We start from the raw sequence: 15,774 nt of genomic DNA, 5'->3' as shown, positions 1-15,774 counted from the left end.
CATTGGCAATTCGTGTTATCCTGCCGCATGGGTGGGAGCATCAAAAGGACCCAACGAGCGGTGTATTTCTTGCCGCTCGTCCTGGGGCTCGCCGTGCAGAGCGCCGCGCGGCCCGCCGCTGCGGCCGATCCTGCGGAGCCGCCGGAGGTGTCGTCCTCGCCCGCCGACGTGGCCCGCGCGCATTACGTGCGCGGCAAAGACGCGGCGAAGGCGAAGCAATGGCAGGCCGCCCTCGACGAACTGCAGGCCGCGTGGCGGATCATGCAGCACTTCCAGATCGCGGGCACGCTCGGGTGGGTCGAGCTCGAGCTCGGCCACCACCGCGACGCGGCAACGCACCTCTCGTATTTTCTGCGGCACGCCGAGGACGTGGCGGCGGACGAGATGAAGGCCACGTCCACCATGCTGTCCGAGGCGCGCGCCAAGGTCACGGAGCTGTCCGTGCAGTCGAACGTGGCGGGCGTCCATTTGATCGTGGACGGCGAAGACATGCCGTGGCCCGAGGCGAACGCCGGCGTCTTCGTCGAGCCGGGGAGGCGGACGATCGAGGCGCGGCTCGGCGAGCGTTCGTCGGGCCCGGTCGTGATCCACGCCAAGCCCGGCGCGTCGCAGCTCTTGCGGCTGGATCTGCCGAAGGGCGAGGCGCCGCGCGCGGGGGGGCTCGCGCCAACGGAGGACGAGGCAGGTATGGACGCGCCGCCGGGCGTCCCGGGATCGATGCGCAAGCCGCTGCTCGTCGCGGGCAGCGTGACCGCGGGGATCGGAATCGTGGGGGGAATCGTGTTCACGGCCCTCTCGCAGGCGCGCGGCCGCGAGGCGGCGGCGAAGGCGGAGCCCCTCGCCGGCGCGAAGGACGATTACTGCACGTCAAACCCCGGCGCGGGCCCGTGCCCCGATCTCATTCGCCTGAAAGCCGCGCAAAACCAGCTCGGCGAGGCCGCGCTCTGGAGCTTCGTCGGGGGAGGCGTGATCGCGGTCGGGACGCTCGTGTACGGCCTTTCGGGGCCGAAACGCGAAACGACGGGCTCGGTGTACGCGCTCCCCGCGGTGTCCTCGCAGGGGGGCTCGCTCGTGGTCCTGGGAACTTTTTGAGGAAAAACGATGATGCGTGGTGTGAATGGGGGAGGTTCGCGGCCCATGCGCCGTCCTGGCGCGAGCTCCGCGCTGGCGCTGCTCGCCTGCGCCGCGGGCGCCGTCGCGTTCGGGGGCTGCGGGCTCGACGTGTTCGCCGATTGCAGCGTGACGAAGACGTGCGCCGGGGAGGCGAGCTCGCAGGCGGGATGTCCCCTCGGCGAGGATCCGAGCCGGCCTTCGCCGTGCGGGCTCTATGTGGCAACCTCGGGCGACGACGACCATCCGGGGACGGCCGAGCGCCCGCTGCGGACGCTGCGCGCGGCCGTCGAGAAGGCGCAGACGCAGGGCGCGAGGCCCATTTACGCGTGCGCCGAGGCGTTCATCGAGCCGCTCGTGCTCCGCGGCGGAGAGGTGCTCCACGGCGGATACAATTGCACCGGCGGCTCGCCGTGGACCACACAAGCCGGCGTGACGACGCTGTCCGCGAGCGCGGAGGAGGTGCCCTTGCGGGTCGGCGCGGAGGGGCCGACGGTCGTGACGAATTTCAAGGTCGTCGCCGCGGACGCCGTTTCGAGTGGAGGCTCCTCCATCGCGGTCGTCGCGGACCGGGCCGATTTGAAGCTCGTCCGTTGCCATCTGGAGGCCGGCCTCGGCGCGGACGGGGTTGCCCCGCCGAGCGAAGCGGCCGGCGCGACCGGCGGCGTCCCCGGGAAAATGGGGTTTGCCGCATGCACCTATTCCACGGTGCAAGAAGTCTCCTCGGTGTGCGGCGCCGTCGAATCGACGGGGGGATCGGGAGGATTCGGCACATCGCCTTGGGGAAAGGCCGGCCGCAATAGCTCGTTCGGCAAGGACGTGAGCGGCGGGCAGGGCGGCGAGCCCGAAGAATTCACGCTGACCGAATGCACGCCGGGCGGGCCCGGCGTGAACGGGAGCATGGGCGTGCACGGCGCAAACGGCCTGGAAATGGGGGCGCTCTCGGCGAATGGATACGTAGGGGCGCCGGGGACGATCGGCGGCGAAGGCGGCGTGGGATTGGCCGGCGGCGGCGGCGGCGCCTCTTTGGGCGGGTCGGGCGCGAACAAATGCCCGACGGGGAGCGCGACGCTCCACGGGGCCGGCGGCGGAAGCGGCGGCACGGGCGGCTGCGGCGGCAAAGGCGGCGCGGGCGGGGGCGCGGGCGGCGGGAGCTTTGGCCTGATGAGCCTCGACGCGCGGCTCTCCTTCGAGGCCGTCACGATCGTCACGGCGAGCGGCGGCAAGGGCGGGAGCGGGGCCGCGGGCCAGGCGGGCGGCAAAGGCGGCGCGGGAGGAATCGGCGGCACGCCGCCCCTGATCTCCCCTTTGAAGCCCGGATGCGGCGGTGGGAGCGGCGGCAAGGGCGGCGACGGCGGGCACGGCGGCGGCGGGCGGGGTGGGCATTCGATCGGCATTGCCTACGTGGGGAATGCACCGCCGGCCACGGGCGTCTCGTTCGAGCTCGGGCTCGAGGGTCCCGGCGGCACGGGCGGCGATCCCCAGGATCCGGCGCCCGCGGGCGTCCGCGCAAGCACGCAAGCCTTCGACTGATTCGCTGAAAACGACGTCGCCGCGCTCCTCCGGGGCGCGGCGACGTTCCCTGCCAAACGCGGACGTTCAGAACCTCGGCGGGCCCCCGACGACCGGCGGCGGCTTGCGGGGCGCCTTCGGCGACCGCGCTTTCGCTTGCTTGTTCGACGAGGCGCTCTCCTGCTCGGCGAGGCCCGCGCCGGCCTTGTGCTGCGGGTTCGGCGCCGCGGAAGACGGGCTCGCCAAGGGCGTCTCCGCGGGCCGCGCGGCGCCGAGCGGCGCGACCTCCGCGCCGGGCGTGAGGAGCGGCGCCGGCGATTCTGCCACGGATTCGGCGTCCGGATTCGTCCCGCGCAGGAGAACCAGGCCAAAGCAGCCCATGGCCACGACCGCGCCGAGCCCGGCCCAGGGCCATCGTTTGGCCACGGGCAATGGCATTTCGGCACAGGGAGCGGCCTCGTCCGCCGGCGCGGGCCCCTCCGCGCACAGGGCCTCCGCGGGTCCACGATATTGATCTCGCCAGCCACGCCCGCGCTCGGGTTCGTCGTCCCCACGTACGGGCGTCGCGCCGAACAGCTCCCGCGCGAGCTCGTCCTCGTCGAGCGGCACGCGTTCGAGCGGGAGCACCGGCGTCCCCGAAGGCTGCGGGCCGACCTCGCTCGCAGGCAAAAATCGGATCGTGACGCCGTTCGGCAGGTCGGACTCGCGCCCGTTCGAAAGGGCCGTCCATTTGATGTTCGATCGATAGAGGACAGCCGCGATCCGCGCCGCGCACCCTGCGATCTGCTCGAAGGGGGCCTCGTCGTCGTGCACGATCACGATACGCCCCGGCAGCTTGACCTCTTCGGCCACCGCCCAGCGGAGCGAGCGTGTCCCCGGGCCCGCGGCCGGCAGCCCCTCGAAGCTCGCTTGGTAGGCTTGCAAGAGCGGCAGCGCCGCGGCCGGATCCTCGCCGCGGCGGGCATACGTGTGATACCAGCCGCTGCCCTCGGCCGTCACCGCCGTACGTTCGAAGAGCCGCGCCCGGAATTCGAGCGCGGCGCGCTGCACGAACGCCGCGTCGAGATCCCGCTCGATGGCCACGATGGCGTGCGAAAACGGCGGGTCTTGCCGGCCCGCGTGGTCGCGGGCGCCGCGGATGCGCAGCCCGAAGATGAGCGCCACGCCGCCGCGCCCCGGCTCGTGCTGGGTATCGTCGCGGGAGAGGTTCCCGATGGCGAACGCGCAATCACTCGTCGTCCGCGGCTCGATGTACTTGAGCAGCCGCGAAAGGTGGCCGAAATGCTGCCGGGACAAGGGCCCCTGCGGCACCTCGGGGTGATGGATGAAATCGATCTGGTGCCCTGGGACGTTCCCGTGCAGGAAATGGTACCATGCCACGTCGGGAGGCGCCTTGTACGTCGGCGCCACGTAGCTTCCCCTTCGGTCGCCGCCGCGCGCGCTCATTCAGTTCACCCGCGAAAGTTTGGGAGGTTCGGACGACGCGCTCACCGCGGGCAGCGGGATCGTCTTCTCCGACGTCGCCGCCTTCGGCGCCTCCGAGAAGTCCTTCACCATGCGCTGCAAGAGCTGCGAATCGTACGCGTGTTTCGGGAGGATACGCTCCACGAAATGCGAGAACAGAAGGTGGGTCGAGTGCCCGAAGTTCGCGGAGCCGACGAAGACACGGATGTCGAGCTGCATCGAGTATTTCATCAGGTTCTCGATGAGCGGGGCATAAAGCTTCTTCGCTTGCTCCTCCACTTCGAGCGGCGTGCCCGAGAGCAGGTCACTCTTGTTGATGAAGAGCACGACCGTCTTGCACGACGCCACGGTCTTCGGGCCGAAGAAGTACTTGAGCGCCTGCGACTGGAACTCCTGGAGCTGCTCCTGGATGCGCCCGGGCTCGACCTTTTTTGCGTCCTTGCCGCCGAGATCGACCACGATGAGCAGGCCGTGAATCTCGTCCCCGATGAGCTCCTGCTGCGCGTCGACGATGTGCTCGCCGCCCCAATCGCCGACCTCGAAGACGTGCTCGATGACCACGTCCTTCTGGGACACGTGGCTCACCGTCCGCTCGTACCGATCGATCTTGGTGCCCGCGAGGACGCCGAGGTCGATGAGCGGGTTCGCCCATTTGAGCGTGAGCGAGGTCTTTCCCGTGGCCTTGACGCCGAGGGTGAGGATCTTGTACGTCTTGCGCGTGATCTTGGGCCGCTTTTCGAGCTCGGCCCGGAGCCAGAGGATCTCCTGCTCCTGGTGGTCGAGCCAGCCGACCTTTTTCTTGTCTTCTTCCACGGCGACGTGGAGCTTCGCCCCGAGCGCCCTGTTTTCATGTTCCAGGACCTCGGCGCGCTTGCGAGCGTCGATTTCGGCTTGTGTCGTCCGCCGATGTCGCGACGCCATGAGGACGAGCCCGGCCAGGGCGAATGCGAGCAAGATGCACGAGGCGATGAGCATCGACATGAAAGTCCCCCGGAATGGCCCCCATCGTCGAGGACGGGACGGCCCGCGCGTCACGCAAGGCCGTCCGGCTCGTCCGTCGGCGAGCCCCAGTGTAGCCCACAATTGAATCACGGAACACAGGGTTTCGGCGGTTGTCGGGAGTCCGTTGCGCTCGAAATGCGCTCTTCGTCGTGCACGTTCTCCGGCTGAAGCGACGAGAGGGTTGCCTTCTCGCCCGTCGTGTGGCAGGGTCGCGCCGTGGCATTCCTTCGGCTGCGCTGAGCTCGGCATCCTCGTCTCCTTGTATCCCCGGCATGGCTGGGTCGATGCAGCGAGCGCGTGGGTGCTTGTCCGTGCCCGCTTCCCTCGGGGAAGACGGGGCGCGGTGGCTCACGCCGGCAGCCTGGCAGCCCACGGTGAATGCTCTCTCTCGAGCTGCCGGTCGTGAGACGACGCGTTGCGCGTCTTCCCCTTCCGTATGCGCCTTCGGGCGCGCGAAGAGGAGTTTTTCATGACTGAAGGTAACAATCTCTCGTCCGCGGCATCTTCGTCCTTCGAGCCACTCGATTCTGCCCCCGCGCTCCTCGCGGCCGCGCGCCGCGCGGGGCTCCGGGTCACGACCGAAATGGCCGATTTCGATCGAAGTGGCCTCGATTTCCTCGTGGTGCACGCCCACGACGAGGAAGGCGTGCCGTGGGTCGTGCGGACGCCGCGGCGCTTGTCCGTGGCCTCCGCCGCGCGCGTCGAAGCGCGGGTGCTCGACCTCGTGCGCGCGCACCTGCCCGTCGCCGTGCCGCATTGGCGCGTGTTCACCGATCAGGTGATCGCCTACCCGCGCCTCGGCGGCGTCCCGGCCGTCACCGTGGATCCCGCGGCCGGCGTCGTCTGGAATCGTATCGATCCACAAGCCCCCGCGGCCGTGTTCATCACGTCGTTCGCCGAGGCCCTCGCGGCCCTCCAGAAGGTGGACGCCCGTGCGATCGAAGCGGCAGGTGTTCCCACGAAATCGATCGACGAGGCCCGCGCCGAGCTCGCCCGTGCCATGGACGATACACGCGCCGTGCTCGCGCCGCCCGAGGGGGTCTGGGCGCGCTGGCAACGCTGGCTCGCGAACGACGCGATCTGGCCGCGCCACCGCGCCCTGGTGCACGGCGATCTCCACCCGGGCCACCTGCTGCTCGACGAGGAGGGTCGGTTGACGGGGATCCTCGACTGGACCGAGGCCCACCTCGGGGATCCGTCGATCGATTTCGCGCTCTTCGTCGGCACGTTCGGCAAGGCCGCGCTCGAATCGTGTATCGAGCGGTTCGAGGCGGCCGGAGGCACGACGTGGAGTGGACTCGCCGCGCACGCCGCCGAGCGCTGGGCCGCGTTCCCCGCGCTCGGCGCGAAGTGGGGGCTCACGACGGGAAATGAAAGCGTGATCGAGTTCTCCCGGACGATGCTCGCGACGATCGCCCAAGAGAGCGGGTAACCTCAGGAACCCTGCAATCGCCAGGGCGGAAAACGTCGCGCCTCCCCGGCCCGATAGAGACATACACGGTTGCCCGCCGGATCCGTGAGGTACGCCTCGCGCCAGAGCCAGCGCTGGTCCGTGGGAAGCACGTCGAAGGTGAGACCCGCCTTCGATAGGCGCTCGACCGTCGCGTCGAGATCGTCCTCCTCGAAATAAACGACCACGCCGTCCTTTCCGGGCGGCGTGTTCTGGAGGTGCAATGAGAACGTGGCCGGTTCGCCGCCGGCCGCGTCGGGGCATTCGAAGCGCGCGTAGTGGTCGGCGCGGACGATCAGCCGCAAGCCGAGCGCCTGGTAGAAGGCAATCGAGGCGGCGATGTCCGTGGCCGGCACGGTGACCTGGTTCATTCGCATGAACCAAGTGTATGGCGGCCGGCGCCGCGGTGTCACCCAAGATCCCGGTTGCACAACCTCCTGGCGCCGGTCGAGGACCTCCTGGAGGAGGTCGAGGGACCTCCTGGCAGAGGTCGACGATCTCCTGGCAGAGGTCGACGATCTCCTGGCAGAGGTCGAGTGACCTCCTGGCGCTCGTCGAGTGCTCTCCTCGAGCTGGTCGAGGACCTCCTGGCGCTCGTCGAGGACCTTTTGGCGGAGGTCGAGTGACCTCCTGGCAGAGGTCGAGGACCTCCTCGACCAGCGCAAGGACCTCCTCGACCAGCGCAAGGACCTCCTAGCGCTCGTCGACGACCTCCTGGCGCTCGTCGACGACCTCCTGGCGCTCGTCGACGCGCTCTGCCCCGAGGTCCTTTCTACGGAACGTTCCGGGCACGCCGCCCCGCGAGGGCCACGGCGGGCGCGGGCGCGGGCACGGGCGCAGGCGCGGGATCGGCGCGCACCATCTTCGCGAAGTGCGCGTCGAGCCAGCGCTCGGCTTCTGCGAGATCGGGGGTGCTGCGGAACGACTCGGCGCGCTTGAGCACGTCGATGAGCAACGTCTCCTCGTGGACGGGGTAGGCCAGCGACAGCGCTCCATCCGCGAGGTGCGTCTCCCAGCGGCCGCGCACCGCGGCCCAGAACGGGGCGGTCTCCTTCCAGTAGCGCTGCGCGGCGCTCAGCGGATCGGCGATGCGGGTGTATTCGTTGAAGCCGAACTCCCGAACGAGCGGCCGCTCGGCGCCGTCGCGGCGGATGACCTTGGTGTTGTCCTGCTCGTGGGTCCAGCCGAGCGGCGTGATGGTGTGCCGGTTCTCGGCGATGATGACGTCGTAGTCCTTGCGCGAGGAGTACTCGCGGCGCGGGAGCGGGCGCAGCGTCGTCTCCGAGGTCCACGTCGACGAGCTCTTCTGGTGCACCCAGGCGCCGCTGCCGGCGTAACGGGGCGCATCGTTGACTTCGTAGACGAGCTGGGTCCACGTGCCCGCGCGTTCCTGCTCGCTCCGCGTGCGCCGGTCGAACTGCTGCGCGCCGAGGAACCGGAAATGCTCGGGCGCCTCGTAGACCCACACCTGGCGCCAGTGCTTGACCACCATGCCCGCGGGGAGCACCAGCAGGTGCTGGAGCTCGATGCGCCGCGGCTCGTCGCTCACCACCACCACCGCCTCCGTGCCGGTCACGTCCTTCACGGGGCGCGGGAGGTAGCCCGGTTCGAGGAGCGTCGTCTCGTCGAAGTGGAACGACACGCGGTAGTTGCCGGCCATCGCGAGGATCGCGCGGCGGTCACAGTCGAAGGCAGCGACGCCCGGCCCACACCAGGCCTCGGTGCGGGGGACGCCCTGGGCGAGCCGGTCGCCCCGCGAGCCTGCATGTCCACATCCCACGAGCATCGTCGTCGCCAGAGACAGAGCCAGAGCCACAGTGCGCATACGGAGGCTCGTAGGTTTCGTTGCGAATGAAAGTCAATATCAAAAGGAGGGCGCGGCAAAAAAACGAACGCTCGCTCACGTCGCGAACGAAAGGCGCGCGACCGCGGCGTGCAGAAGGAGGTGGCCCGCGCCGACCCGCGCGGGGAGCGTGCGTCAGCTCAGCGGCTCGTGATGATCGTGCGCGACCACGCCGCGCTTCCAGTGCCCCGAGGCGTGGATCCGTGCGCGCGCGAAGCCTCGTTCGCGCAGGAGCACGCGCATCACCGCAGAGGTTTCGGAGGCCTCCCCCGCGAGCCAGGCGAATCCCTCGCCCGGATCACGAAGCTCGGCCGCGCGCACGATGTCCCCGAGCCGCTGGGCCACGTCCCGCGCTCCGCCCCCCTCTGCGCGGTGCACCCAGCGGGTCTCCACGCCCGGCCGGGCGAGCTCGGGCCACGCGGCCTGGTCGTTCGTGTCCTCCACCAGCGCGACCACGAAGTTGTGCACGGTCGCCGGCGTCTCCTCCAGGCGACGTGCCATCTCCGGCAGCGCCGTCTCGTCGCCCACGAAGAGCTGCCACGCCGGTTGCAGCCGGAGCAGGCGCGAGCCACGTGGCCCGGCGAGGCCCAGCACGTCGCCCGGCGTCGCGCGCGCCGCCCAGGAGGAGGCGACGCCATGCGCGTGCAACAAGAAGTCGACGTCGATGGTGTCCACGTGCCGCGCCCGGATGGTGTAGTCGCGCGCGATCGGACGCGCGCCCGGCGGCGGCCGAATTTCGCCGCGCTCGTCGACGATGGGCAGCGCAGGCTCGGACTGTCCCTCGGCGGGGAACAAGAGTTTTACGTGATCCTCCGGTGCCAGGGAGACGAAGCCCTCGAGCTCGGGACCGCCGAGCGTGATGCGACGCATCCGCGGCGAGAGCTCGCGGACGTGGGCGACGACCAAACGGCGAACCTTCAGCGGATGACGAACGATCTCGAAGGGCGAGTCTTCACGGTTCATGGAGGACACTCCTGCGGAGACGAAGGTGGGCGGCCTTCGTGGATCAGGCAAGCGAGATACGTCCCCCCTGGCATCGACGGCCCACGGTAGGTGTCGGTCCGCACCGACACGAAGGGCAGCGCGGACCTGCCGATCGCCCCCTCGGGAAAGCATCGTTCGCGCGAGGGGCTTCCGCGGTCAGGAGGGGGAAAGCGGCAGGGGGTGCGGTGCAGCTCTCGATACCAGGCGAATCCGCCCGAGCGATTCGAACACAGACAGATTCCGGCCGCGGCGCGTGTATCGTTCGCGCATGGCTGCCCCTCCCGAAGCGCGCGCCGATGGCTCCCTCTCGGCCGATCTGCGCGCGCTCGTCGCCTCTCCGCGCGAGCTGTGGACCGTGTACGCGATGAAGCTCCTCGAGTCCGTCGCGTATTTCGCCATTTGGTCGCTCCTCGTGATTTTCTTGTCGGATGACCACGGCTTCTCCGATACCGCCGCCGGCTCGGTCGCGGGCACCTGGCTCACGGTCATCAGCCTCGTCATGTTCTTCGCGGGCTTCATCGCCGATGGCCTCGGGATCCGGCGGGCGCTCGTGATCGCGGCGCTCTCCACCGCCGTCGGCCGGGGCATGCTCGCGTTCGCCGGCGACAAGATGACCATTTATGCGTCGCTCGCCGCGTCGGTCTGGGGCATTGCGTGCATGAAGCCCACGATGAACGCGGCCGTGCGCAGCTACACGACCCCGGCGACGGTCTCGTTCGCGTTCTCGTTTTATTATGTGCTCATGAACATCGGCTCCCTCGCACAAGGGCCGCTCATCACCGAGTTCCGCAAATGGTTCAAGGGCGGCGCGACGATCGCCGGGGTCACGTTCTCGTCGAGCCAGATGGTCTTCCTCGTCGGGTTCGTCGTCTCCTGCGTCAACGTCGTCCTCGCGCTCTCGATGCGCGAGGCGAAGCCGACCGCGTCCTTGGACAAGCCCACGAAAAACCCGCTCATGATCGCGCGCGAGGTGCTGCGCGAGCCGTCCTTCTGGATCTTCCTGGGGTTCATCGCGCTGCTCACGTTCGTCCGCCTCGTCCTCCAGCACGCGCATTTGACCTGGCCGAAGTACACGCTCCGCGAGTTCGGGCAGGATTTCCCGTTCGCGTATTACTGGTCGATCAACCCCGCCATGATCATCGTCCTGACGCCGGTGGCGACGGCGCTCACGCGCAGGTACCCGCCCTACCCCGTGATCACGATCGGCGCGACGATCACCGCGTTCTCCGTGCTCGCGATGGCCGTCTCGACGACCGTGGCCGCGAGCGTGGTGTTCATCGTCCTGCTCTCGATCGGCGAGGCGCTCTGGTCGCCGCGGCTCTATGAATACACGGCGACGATCGCCCCGCCCGGGCGCGAGTCGAGCTACATGGGGCTCTCGGAGATTCCCCTGTTCCTCGCCAAACCTTTCGTGGGCTTCCTCAGCGGCTACCTGCTCAGCGTGTATTGCCCACAGACCGGCCCGCGGGACTCGCAGCCGATGTGGCTCGTGATCGGGCTCATGACGATCGCGGCGCCGGTCTGCATGCTCGTCTTCCGCCGGAACATCGAGCGCCGCGCGCCCGCGGAGGCCACGCCAAAACCCGAAGCCGCCTGAGCCAAGGCGCGCTCAGGGACCCTTGCCCCCGGCGCGCGGCGCCATCATCGCGCTCCGCACGCCGGCGCGCGGGGCATCCGCGGCGAGCGTCATCTCCCGCCCGGCCCCCTTCACGCCGAGCGCCGCGAGGATCTCGGCCGTCTCGGGAAAATCCGCTCGATCGATGTACCGCTCGAAGAGCGGCCCCATGACGGCTTGCCCCGTCTTTTGATCGACGAACGCGGCGAACTGCTCGGCAGACCACGCCTCCTCGGATCGGGCGCAACAGCGCGCGAGCTCGCGCAGGGGGCCATCGAGGCCGCCTTCGACGCCCCGCTTCCGGAGCTCGACGTCCGCGAGGAGCGAAAGGGCCGCGCCAGCCCAATACACGCGCTGGTAGGCGTGTGTCTCGTGCATGTCGATGCTCTCCTGCCGCAACGTACGCCCTGTCCCGCGGCGGCTCCCCCGCCGAAAGCCGTCCTGCAAATCGTCCCAGGCGCCCTGTTCCTTCGTCATCCCCGCCCGCGCCATCAGGATGTACGTGTAATACGTCGCGAGCCCCTCCGACAGCCAGACGTCCTTCGACTGGAACCGCGGCGCCGACAGATGGAAAAGCTCGTGCACGGCCGTCCACTCCGCGTCGAGCGCCTCGGGCGTGATGGACGATCCCACCAGGATCATCACCGTCGGTCCGCCGCCACGCAGCGCCATGCCGAATCCGACGTCCGATCCCGACTGCGGGATGAGCAGCGCCATCACGCGCGGAACGGGAAACCCGTCGTGGAGGTGGGTCAGCGCGGACGCGCTCCTCTGCATCCATTGCGTGACGAGCGGCGCCCGCGCGCCGAACCCGCCGCCGAGCGAGACGAGATCGAGCTCGGCCCCGCCCACGCGCACCGTCTCCCGTTCGAGTTTTCCAAAGGCACCCGCGCCACGCATCGTGAATGCGGTCTCCGGCACACGATACCCTCGTGGATCCCCGGGCCAGGGGACGGCGGCGTGAACGCCTGGCGGGAGCGTGAAGCTCGCCGTCAAGCGCGTCCCGGGGGGCCTGGGCTCGGGCGCGAGCAACCAGACGTCGGGCGCCGCGAGCACGTGGGCATCCCCGTGCGTGATCCAGAAACCCTCCCCCGGCGGCCCCAGGTCCACGTCGTACCCGATGCAAGCGCCGTCCGCCATCGATGCAATGGGCACGGCGTCTTCCTCGAATTCGAGCGGCACGTCGCCCGTGGCCTGCACGAGGCGCGGCCGGCGCACGCGATCGAGGAGCTCGGGCGTCGTCATGCGCAGGTGGGTGAACCGCAGATCCCGGGGACACACCGTGGCCGAAAGCGTGCGCAGCTCGGGATCGACCCCAAAGGAGTAATGCACCGCCGGGGTATCCCCCGTCGCGCCGCTCGCCGGCGTCGTGGGCGCGCCTCCGCACCCGCTGAGGAGGAACAGGCCCAGACAAACGGACCGCCGGACGAACAGGCCTTCCCGTCGCGCCATGATCCATGTCTACACCCTTCGTGTTTGGTTTCAAGGGGCCCCGCCGGGCCGCGGGGGAGCTGTCACGGGCGCACGACGGACGGCTGTAATGGGCGGCGCCCTCCTGCGTCGGCAGGGTCGTACCCCTGCACCACGTGAAGGAGCTTGGTCATGCATGCAAAGCGTATCTACGAGGCGCTGGCCGCCCTCGGGGCGGGCGCCCTGCTCGCCGGTTGCACCACGTCCCCGGCGCCGACGGACGGCCCGGACGTGAAACCGGTGGCCGAGGCCCCCGCCGCAATGCCTCCGCCGGCCCACGACATGCCCGCAGCCGCGACACCTGCATCCACCCCCCCCGCGCCCCCGAGCGCAACGCTCCCCCCTTCCGCGGCTCCAGCGAAGGCCGCGGCAACCCCCGCCGCAGCGCCACGCGCGACGACGGCGCCTCCCGCCGAAACGCAGGCCGCCGCGCCTCCCGCCCCGTCGCCCGTGACCACGACCCCGGTCGAACCTGCTGAAAAGCCCACGCCGGCCCCCGCGACGACCCCGACGGCCGCGCGAAACCACGGCGCGCAGATGAGCTGCGGGGAAGGTTCTTGCGGGTGAAGCACGAAGCGCCGGAGCTCGCGGGGAGGGCCGAGAGCCCCGGCGCGCTCGCCCGCGCATCAGGCCGCGCGGGGGCGCGACGAATAACCCGCGTCCCGCAGCGCGTCGATGAGCGCGGTCGTCGGCGCGCTCGACGGGTCGTGCGTCACGAGGACGGTGCCCTCGCGGAGCTTCACGTCCACCTTCTCGACGCCCTGGATCCCGCGCAGCGCGCTGTCGATGTGGCGAATGCAGGAGGGGCAGCTCATCCCCTCGACGTGGAGCAACGTTTCCTTCATGGCGTCTTTCCTTCTTCCGGGAGCGGCCCGTTCGCCGCCCACACCCCGAAGACGCAGCCGCCTGCCTTTCATTTCACCCCCTCCGCCGGTGTAATGCGCCAGGCCGGAGCGCGTCTGCGCCGGTCGACAGCGAGGTTTCATGTCGACCGCATCCGCCCCCGCCTTCCTCCCCGAACCTTCCGCCGCCGCGGCCCGCCGTATCGACCTGCCCGTCGAAGGCATGACCTGCGCCGCCTGCGTGCGGCGCATCGAGCGCGCCTTGCTCGCGACCGAAGGCGTCCACGAGGCCAAGGTCAACCTCGTCACGCGCACGGCCACGATCACGTACGATCCCGCGGCCTCCGACCCCAACGCGCTCGTCACCGCCATCGAGCGCGCGGGCTACACCGTCCCGCAACCCGCGGCCGCGCCGGCCACCTCCGCCGCCGCGCCGATCGAACGAACCCACGCCGCCGACGCGAGCCTCGACCACGAGCGCCGCGGGCTCCGGCGCGACTTCGCCCTTGCGCTTGGGCTCTCCGTCCCGCTGCTCGTCCTCGGCATGTCACACGGCCGTTTCCCCGGCGCGGACGGGCCCCTCGGGCGCTTCGTGCAGCTCGCCCTCGCGACCGCCGTGATCCTCGGCCCCGGCCGCCGCTTCTTCCGCCTCGCCTGGGCCGCGCACCGGCATCACGCCGCCGACATGAACACGCTCGTGGGCCTCGGGACCGGCGCCGCGTGGGTCTACTCCGCGATCGCCGTCCTCGCGCCCGGCCTCTTCCCGCACGCCGCGCACGGCCAGCGCCCGCACGTCTATTTCGAGGCCGTCGGCGCCATCGTGAGCTTCGTCCTTCTCGGCAAGCTCCTCGAAACCCGCGCGAAAAAACGCCTCACCGACGCCGTACGCGGGCTCGTCGCGCTCCAGCCGAACACCACGCGGCGCCTGCGCGGCGACGTCGAGGAGGAGATCCCGCTTTCCCAGCTCGCGCCGGGCGATCTCGTGCGGGTTCGTCCCGGCGAACGCCTGCCGAGCGACGGCGACGTGGTCTCCGGCGCGTCGGCCGTCGACGAATCGATGCTCACCGGCGAGAGCCTGCCCGTCGACAAAACCGCAGGATCCGCTGTGTTCGGCGGCACGCTGAACCAGAGCGGACAGCTCACGGTGCGCATCACGAAGACCGGCGCGGAGACCACGCTCGCGCAGATCGCCGTGGCCGTCGAAGAAGCCCAGGGCTCGAAAGCGCCCATTGCGCGCCTCGCGGACACGGTCAGCGGGGTCTTCGTCCCGGTGGTGCTCGGCATCGCGACCGTCGCGTTTGCCGCGTGGCTCTTCGTCGACCCTTCCGCGACGGGCCTCGCCGCTGCGGTCGAGCGGTTCGTCGCGGTGCTCGTCATTGCTTGCCCCTGCGCGCTCGGCCTCGCCACGCCTGCGGCCGTCGCCGTGGGCACGGGCCGCGGCGCCGAGCTCGGCGTGCTCGTGAAGGGCGGCACCGCGCTCGAAGCGGCGAGCCGCGTGGACACGGTGATCCTCGACAAAACGGGCACGGTCACGGCCGGACGGCCCACGCTCTCGGCCGTGCAGCCCCTGCCGAGCTTCAACGACATCGAGCTGCTGCACCTCGTGGGATCCGCCGAGCTCGGGAGTGAGCATCCGGTCGCAAAAGCCCTCGTCGACGGGGCGCGCGCGCGAGGCCTCGCCCTCGTGGCCCCCGAGGAGTTCCGCGCGGACGCGGGGCGCGGCGTGATCGCGCGTGTCGCGGGGCGCGAGGTTCGTATCGGCACCACGCGTTACCTCGCGGAGCACGGCATCGATGCCTCCCCCCTCGAAGAAGCTGCGGACGCGCTCGCGCAGGGCGGGAACACGCCTTCCTTCGTCGCCATCGAGGGCAAGCTCGCCGGCCTCGTCGCGGTCGCGGATCTGCCGACGGCGGAGGCGAAAGAAGCCGTCGCCGGCCTGCACGCGCTCGGCGTGCATATCGCCATGGCGACGGGCGATCGCGAGGCCACCGCGCGCGCCGTGGCGCGATCGCTCGGGATCGACGAGCTGCACGCGGACGTGCGGCCCGAGGACAAAGCACGAATCGTGTCCGAAGCGCGCGCAAACGGGCGCGTCGTCGCGATGGTCGGCGACGGCATCAATGACGCTCCGGCGCTCGCCGGCGCCCACGTCGGCATCGCGGTCGCGAGCGGCACCGACATCGCGGTCGCCACGGCCGACATCGCCCTGCTCCGCGGCGGAATCGCCTCTCTCCCCACCGCGCTCGGCCTCGCGCGCGCCACGTTGCACACCATCCGCCGAAACCTCTTCTGGGCCTTCGCCTACAACGTGCTCGGCATTCCCATCGCCGCGGGCGCGCTCTATCCGCTGACTGGCTGGCTCCTCTCGCCGGTGCTGGCGAGCGCGGCCATGAGCCTGTCGAGCGTGTCCGTCCTCCTCAGCTCCTTGCGGCTGCGCGCGTACGGCGCGAACAAATGAGCAAACGCGCCGTGTTGACAGAAG

The 15,774-nt window shown here is 70.2% G+C and carries 13 protein-coding genes; 6 read left to right on the top strand and 7 right to left on the bottom strand.

Annotated features, from left to right (window positions below; genetic code table 11):
- The first annotated feature begins 27 nt into the window (after positions 1 to 27).
- Both E8A74_RS35990 and E8A74_RS53120 read left to right on the top strand, forming a co-directional pair.
- The gene (locus tag E8A74_RS35990; protein WP_136933616.1) at positions 28 to 1,092 is read left to right on the top strand and encodes a hypothetical protein; all 1,065 of its coding nucleotides are present in this window, start codon (positions 28 to 30) and stop codon (positions 1,090 to 1,092) included.
- A gap of 45 nt (positions 1,093 to 1,137) precedes the next feature.
- Positions 1,138 to 2,643 carry a PGRS family protein gene (locus tag E8A74_RS53120; protein ID WP_170229625.1) on the top strand — a complete coding sequence of 502 codons (1,506 nt, stop codon included), beginning with the start codon at positions 1,138 to 1,140 and terminating at the stop codon, positions 2,641 to 2,643.
- Between the two features lie 66 nt (positions 2,644 to 2,709).
- Here E8A74_RS53120 and E8A74_RS35980 read toward each other — a convergent pair whose 3' ends face one another.
- Positions 2,710 to 4,068, bottom strand: a complete 1,359-nt coding sequence (locus tag E8A74_RS35980; protein ID WP_170229624.1) for a hypothetical protein — start codon at positions 4,066 to 4,068, stop codon at positions 2,710 to 2,712.
- Complete coding sequence (locus tag E8A74_RS35975; protein ID WP_232379904.1) at positions 4,069 to 5,067, bottom strand: Rab family GTPase; 999 nt, start codon at positions 5,065 to 5,067, stop codon at positions 4,069 to 4,071.
- 490 nt (positions 5,068 to 5,557) lie between these two features.
- Here E8A74_RS35975 and E8A74_RS35970 point away from each other — a divergent pair, with 490 nt between their 5' ends.
- Positions 5,558 to 6,520 (top strand): macrolide 2'-phosphotransferase, encoded by a 963-nt coding sequence (locus E8A74_RS35970; RefSeq protein WP_136933614.1) that lies wholly within the window; start codon positions 5,558 to 5,560, stop codon positions 6,518 to 6,520.
- A gap of 2 nt (positions 6,521 to 6,522) precedes the next feature.
- On the opposite strand, the gene E8A74_RS35965 is transcribed toward E8A74_RS35970, so the two are convergent.
- The 3 genes from E8A74_RS35965 to E8A74_RS35950 all read right to left on the bottom strand — a co-directional run bounded on the left by E8A74_RS35965 (position 6,523) and on the right by E8A74_RS35950 (position 9,344).
- Positions 6,523 to 6,915 (bottom strand): VOC family protein, encoded by a 393-nt coding sequence (locus E8A74_RS35965; RefSeq protein WP_136933613.1) that lies wholly within the window; start codon positions 6,913 to 6,915, stop codon positions 6,523 to 6,525.
- A gap of 395 nt (positions 6,916 to 7,310) precedes the next feature.
- Entirely contained in the window at positions 7,311 to 8,363 is a 1,053-nt protein-coding gene (locus E8A74_RS35955; RefSeq protein ID WP_136933612.1) for a DUF6607 family protein, read from the bottom strand.
- Between the two features lie 153 nt (positions 8,364 to 8,516).
- Positions 8,517 to 9,344, bottom strand: coding sequence for a siderophore-interacting protein (locus tag E8A74_RS35950; protein ID WP_170229623.1), 828 nt, complete (start codon positions 9,342 to 9,344; stop codon positions 8,517 to 8,519).
- A 289-nt stretch (positions 9,345 to 9,633) separates the two neighbouring features.
- On the opposite strand from E8A74_RS35950, the gene E8A74_RS35945 reads away from it, so the two are divergent.
- Positions 9,634 to 10,962: an MFS transporter gene (locus E8A74_RS35945; protein ID WP_170229622.1), complete on the top strand. Its 1,329-nt coding sequence runs from the start codon at positions 9,634 to 9,636 to the stop codon at positions 10,960 to 10,962.
- 12 nt (positions 10,963 to 10,974) lie between these two features.
- Here E8A74_RS35945 and E8A74_RS35940 read toward each other — a convergent pair whose 3' ends face one another.
- Positions 10,975 to 12,432: a M61 family metallopeptidase gene (locus tag E8A74_RS35940; RefSeq protein ID WP_136933609.1), complete on the bottom strand. Its 1,458-nt coding sequence runs from the start codon at positions 12,430 to 12,432 to the stop codon at positions 10,975 to 10,977.
- A gap of 150 nt (positions 12,433 to 12,582) precedes the next feature.
- Between E8A74_RS35940 and E8A74_RS53115 the strand changes: the two genes are divergently transcribed.
- Positions 12,583 to 13,017, top strand: a complete 435-nt coding sequence (locus tag E8A74_RS53115; RefSeq protein WP_170229621.1) for a hypothetical protein — start codon at positions 12,583 to 12,585, stop codon at positions 13,015 to 13,017.
- 59 nt (positions 13,018 to 13,076) lie between these two features.
- On the opposite strand, the gene E8A74_RS35930 is transcribed toward E8A74_RS53115, so the two are convergent.
- Complete coding sequence (locus E8A74_RS35930) at positions 13,077 to 13,295, bottom strand: heavy-metal-associated domain-containing protein (RefSeq protein ID WP_136933607.1); 219 nt, start codon at positions 13,293 to 13,295, stop codon at positions 13,077 to 13,079.
- Between the two features lie 139 nt (positions 13,296 to 13,434).
- Between E8A74_RS35930 and E8A74_RS35925 the strand changes: the two genes are divergently transcribed.
- Complete coding sequence (locus tag E8A74_RS35925) at positions 13,435 to 15,750, top strand: heavy metal translocating P-type ATPase (protein ID WP_136933606.1); 2,316 nt, start codon at positions 13,435 to 13,437, stop codon at positions 15,748 to 15,750.
- Positions 15,751 to 15,774: the final 24 nt, after the last annotated feature.

The sequence above is a fragment of the Polyangium fumosum genome, assembly GCF_005144585.1.
GTDB lineage: Bacteria > Myxococcota_A > Polyangia > Polyangiales > Polyangiaceae > Polyangium > Polyangium fumosum.
The sequence above is the reverse complement of the archived record's forward strand: the minus strand, read 5'-3'. Positions and strand labels throughout refer to the sequence as shown.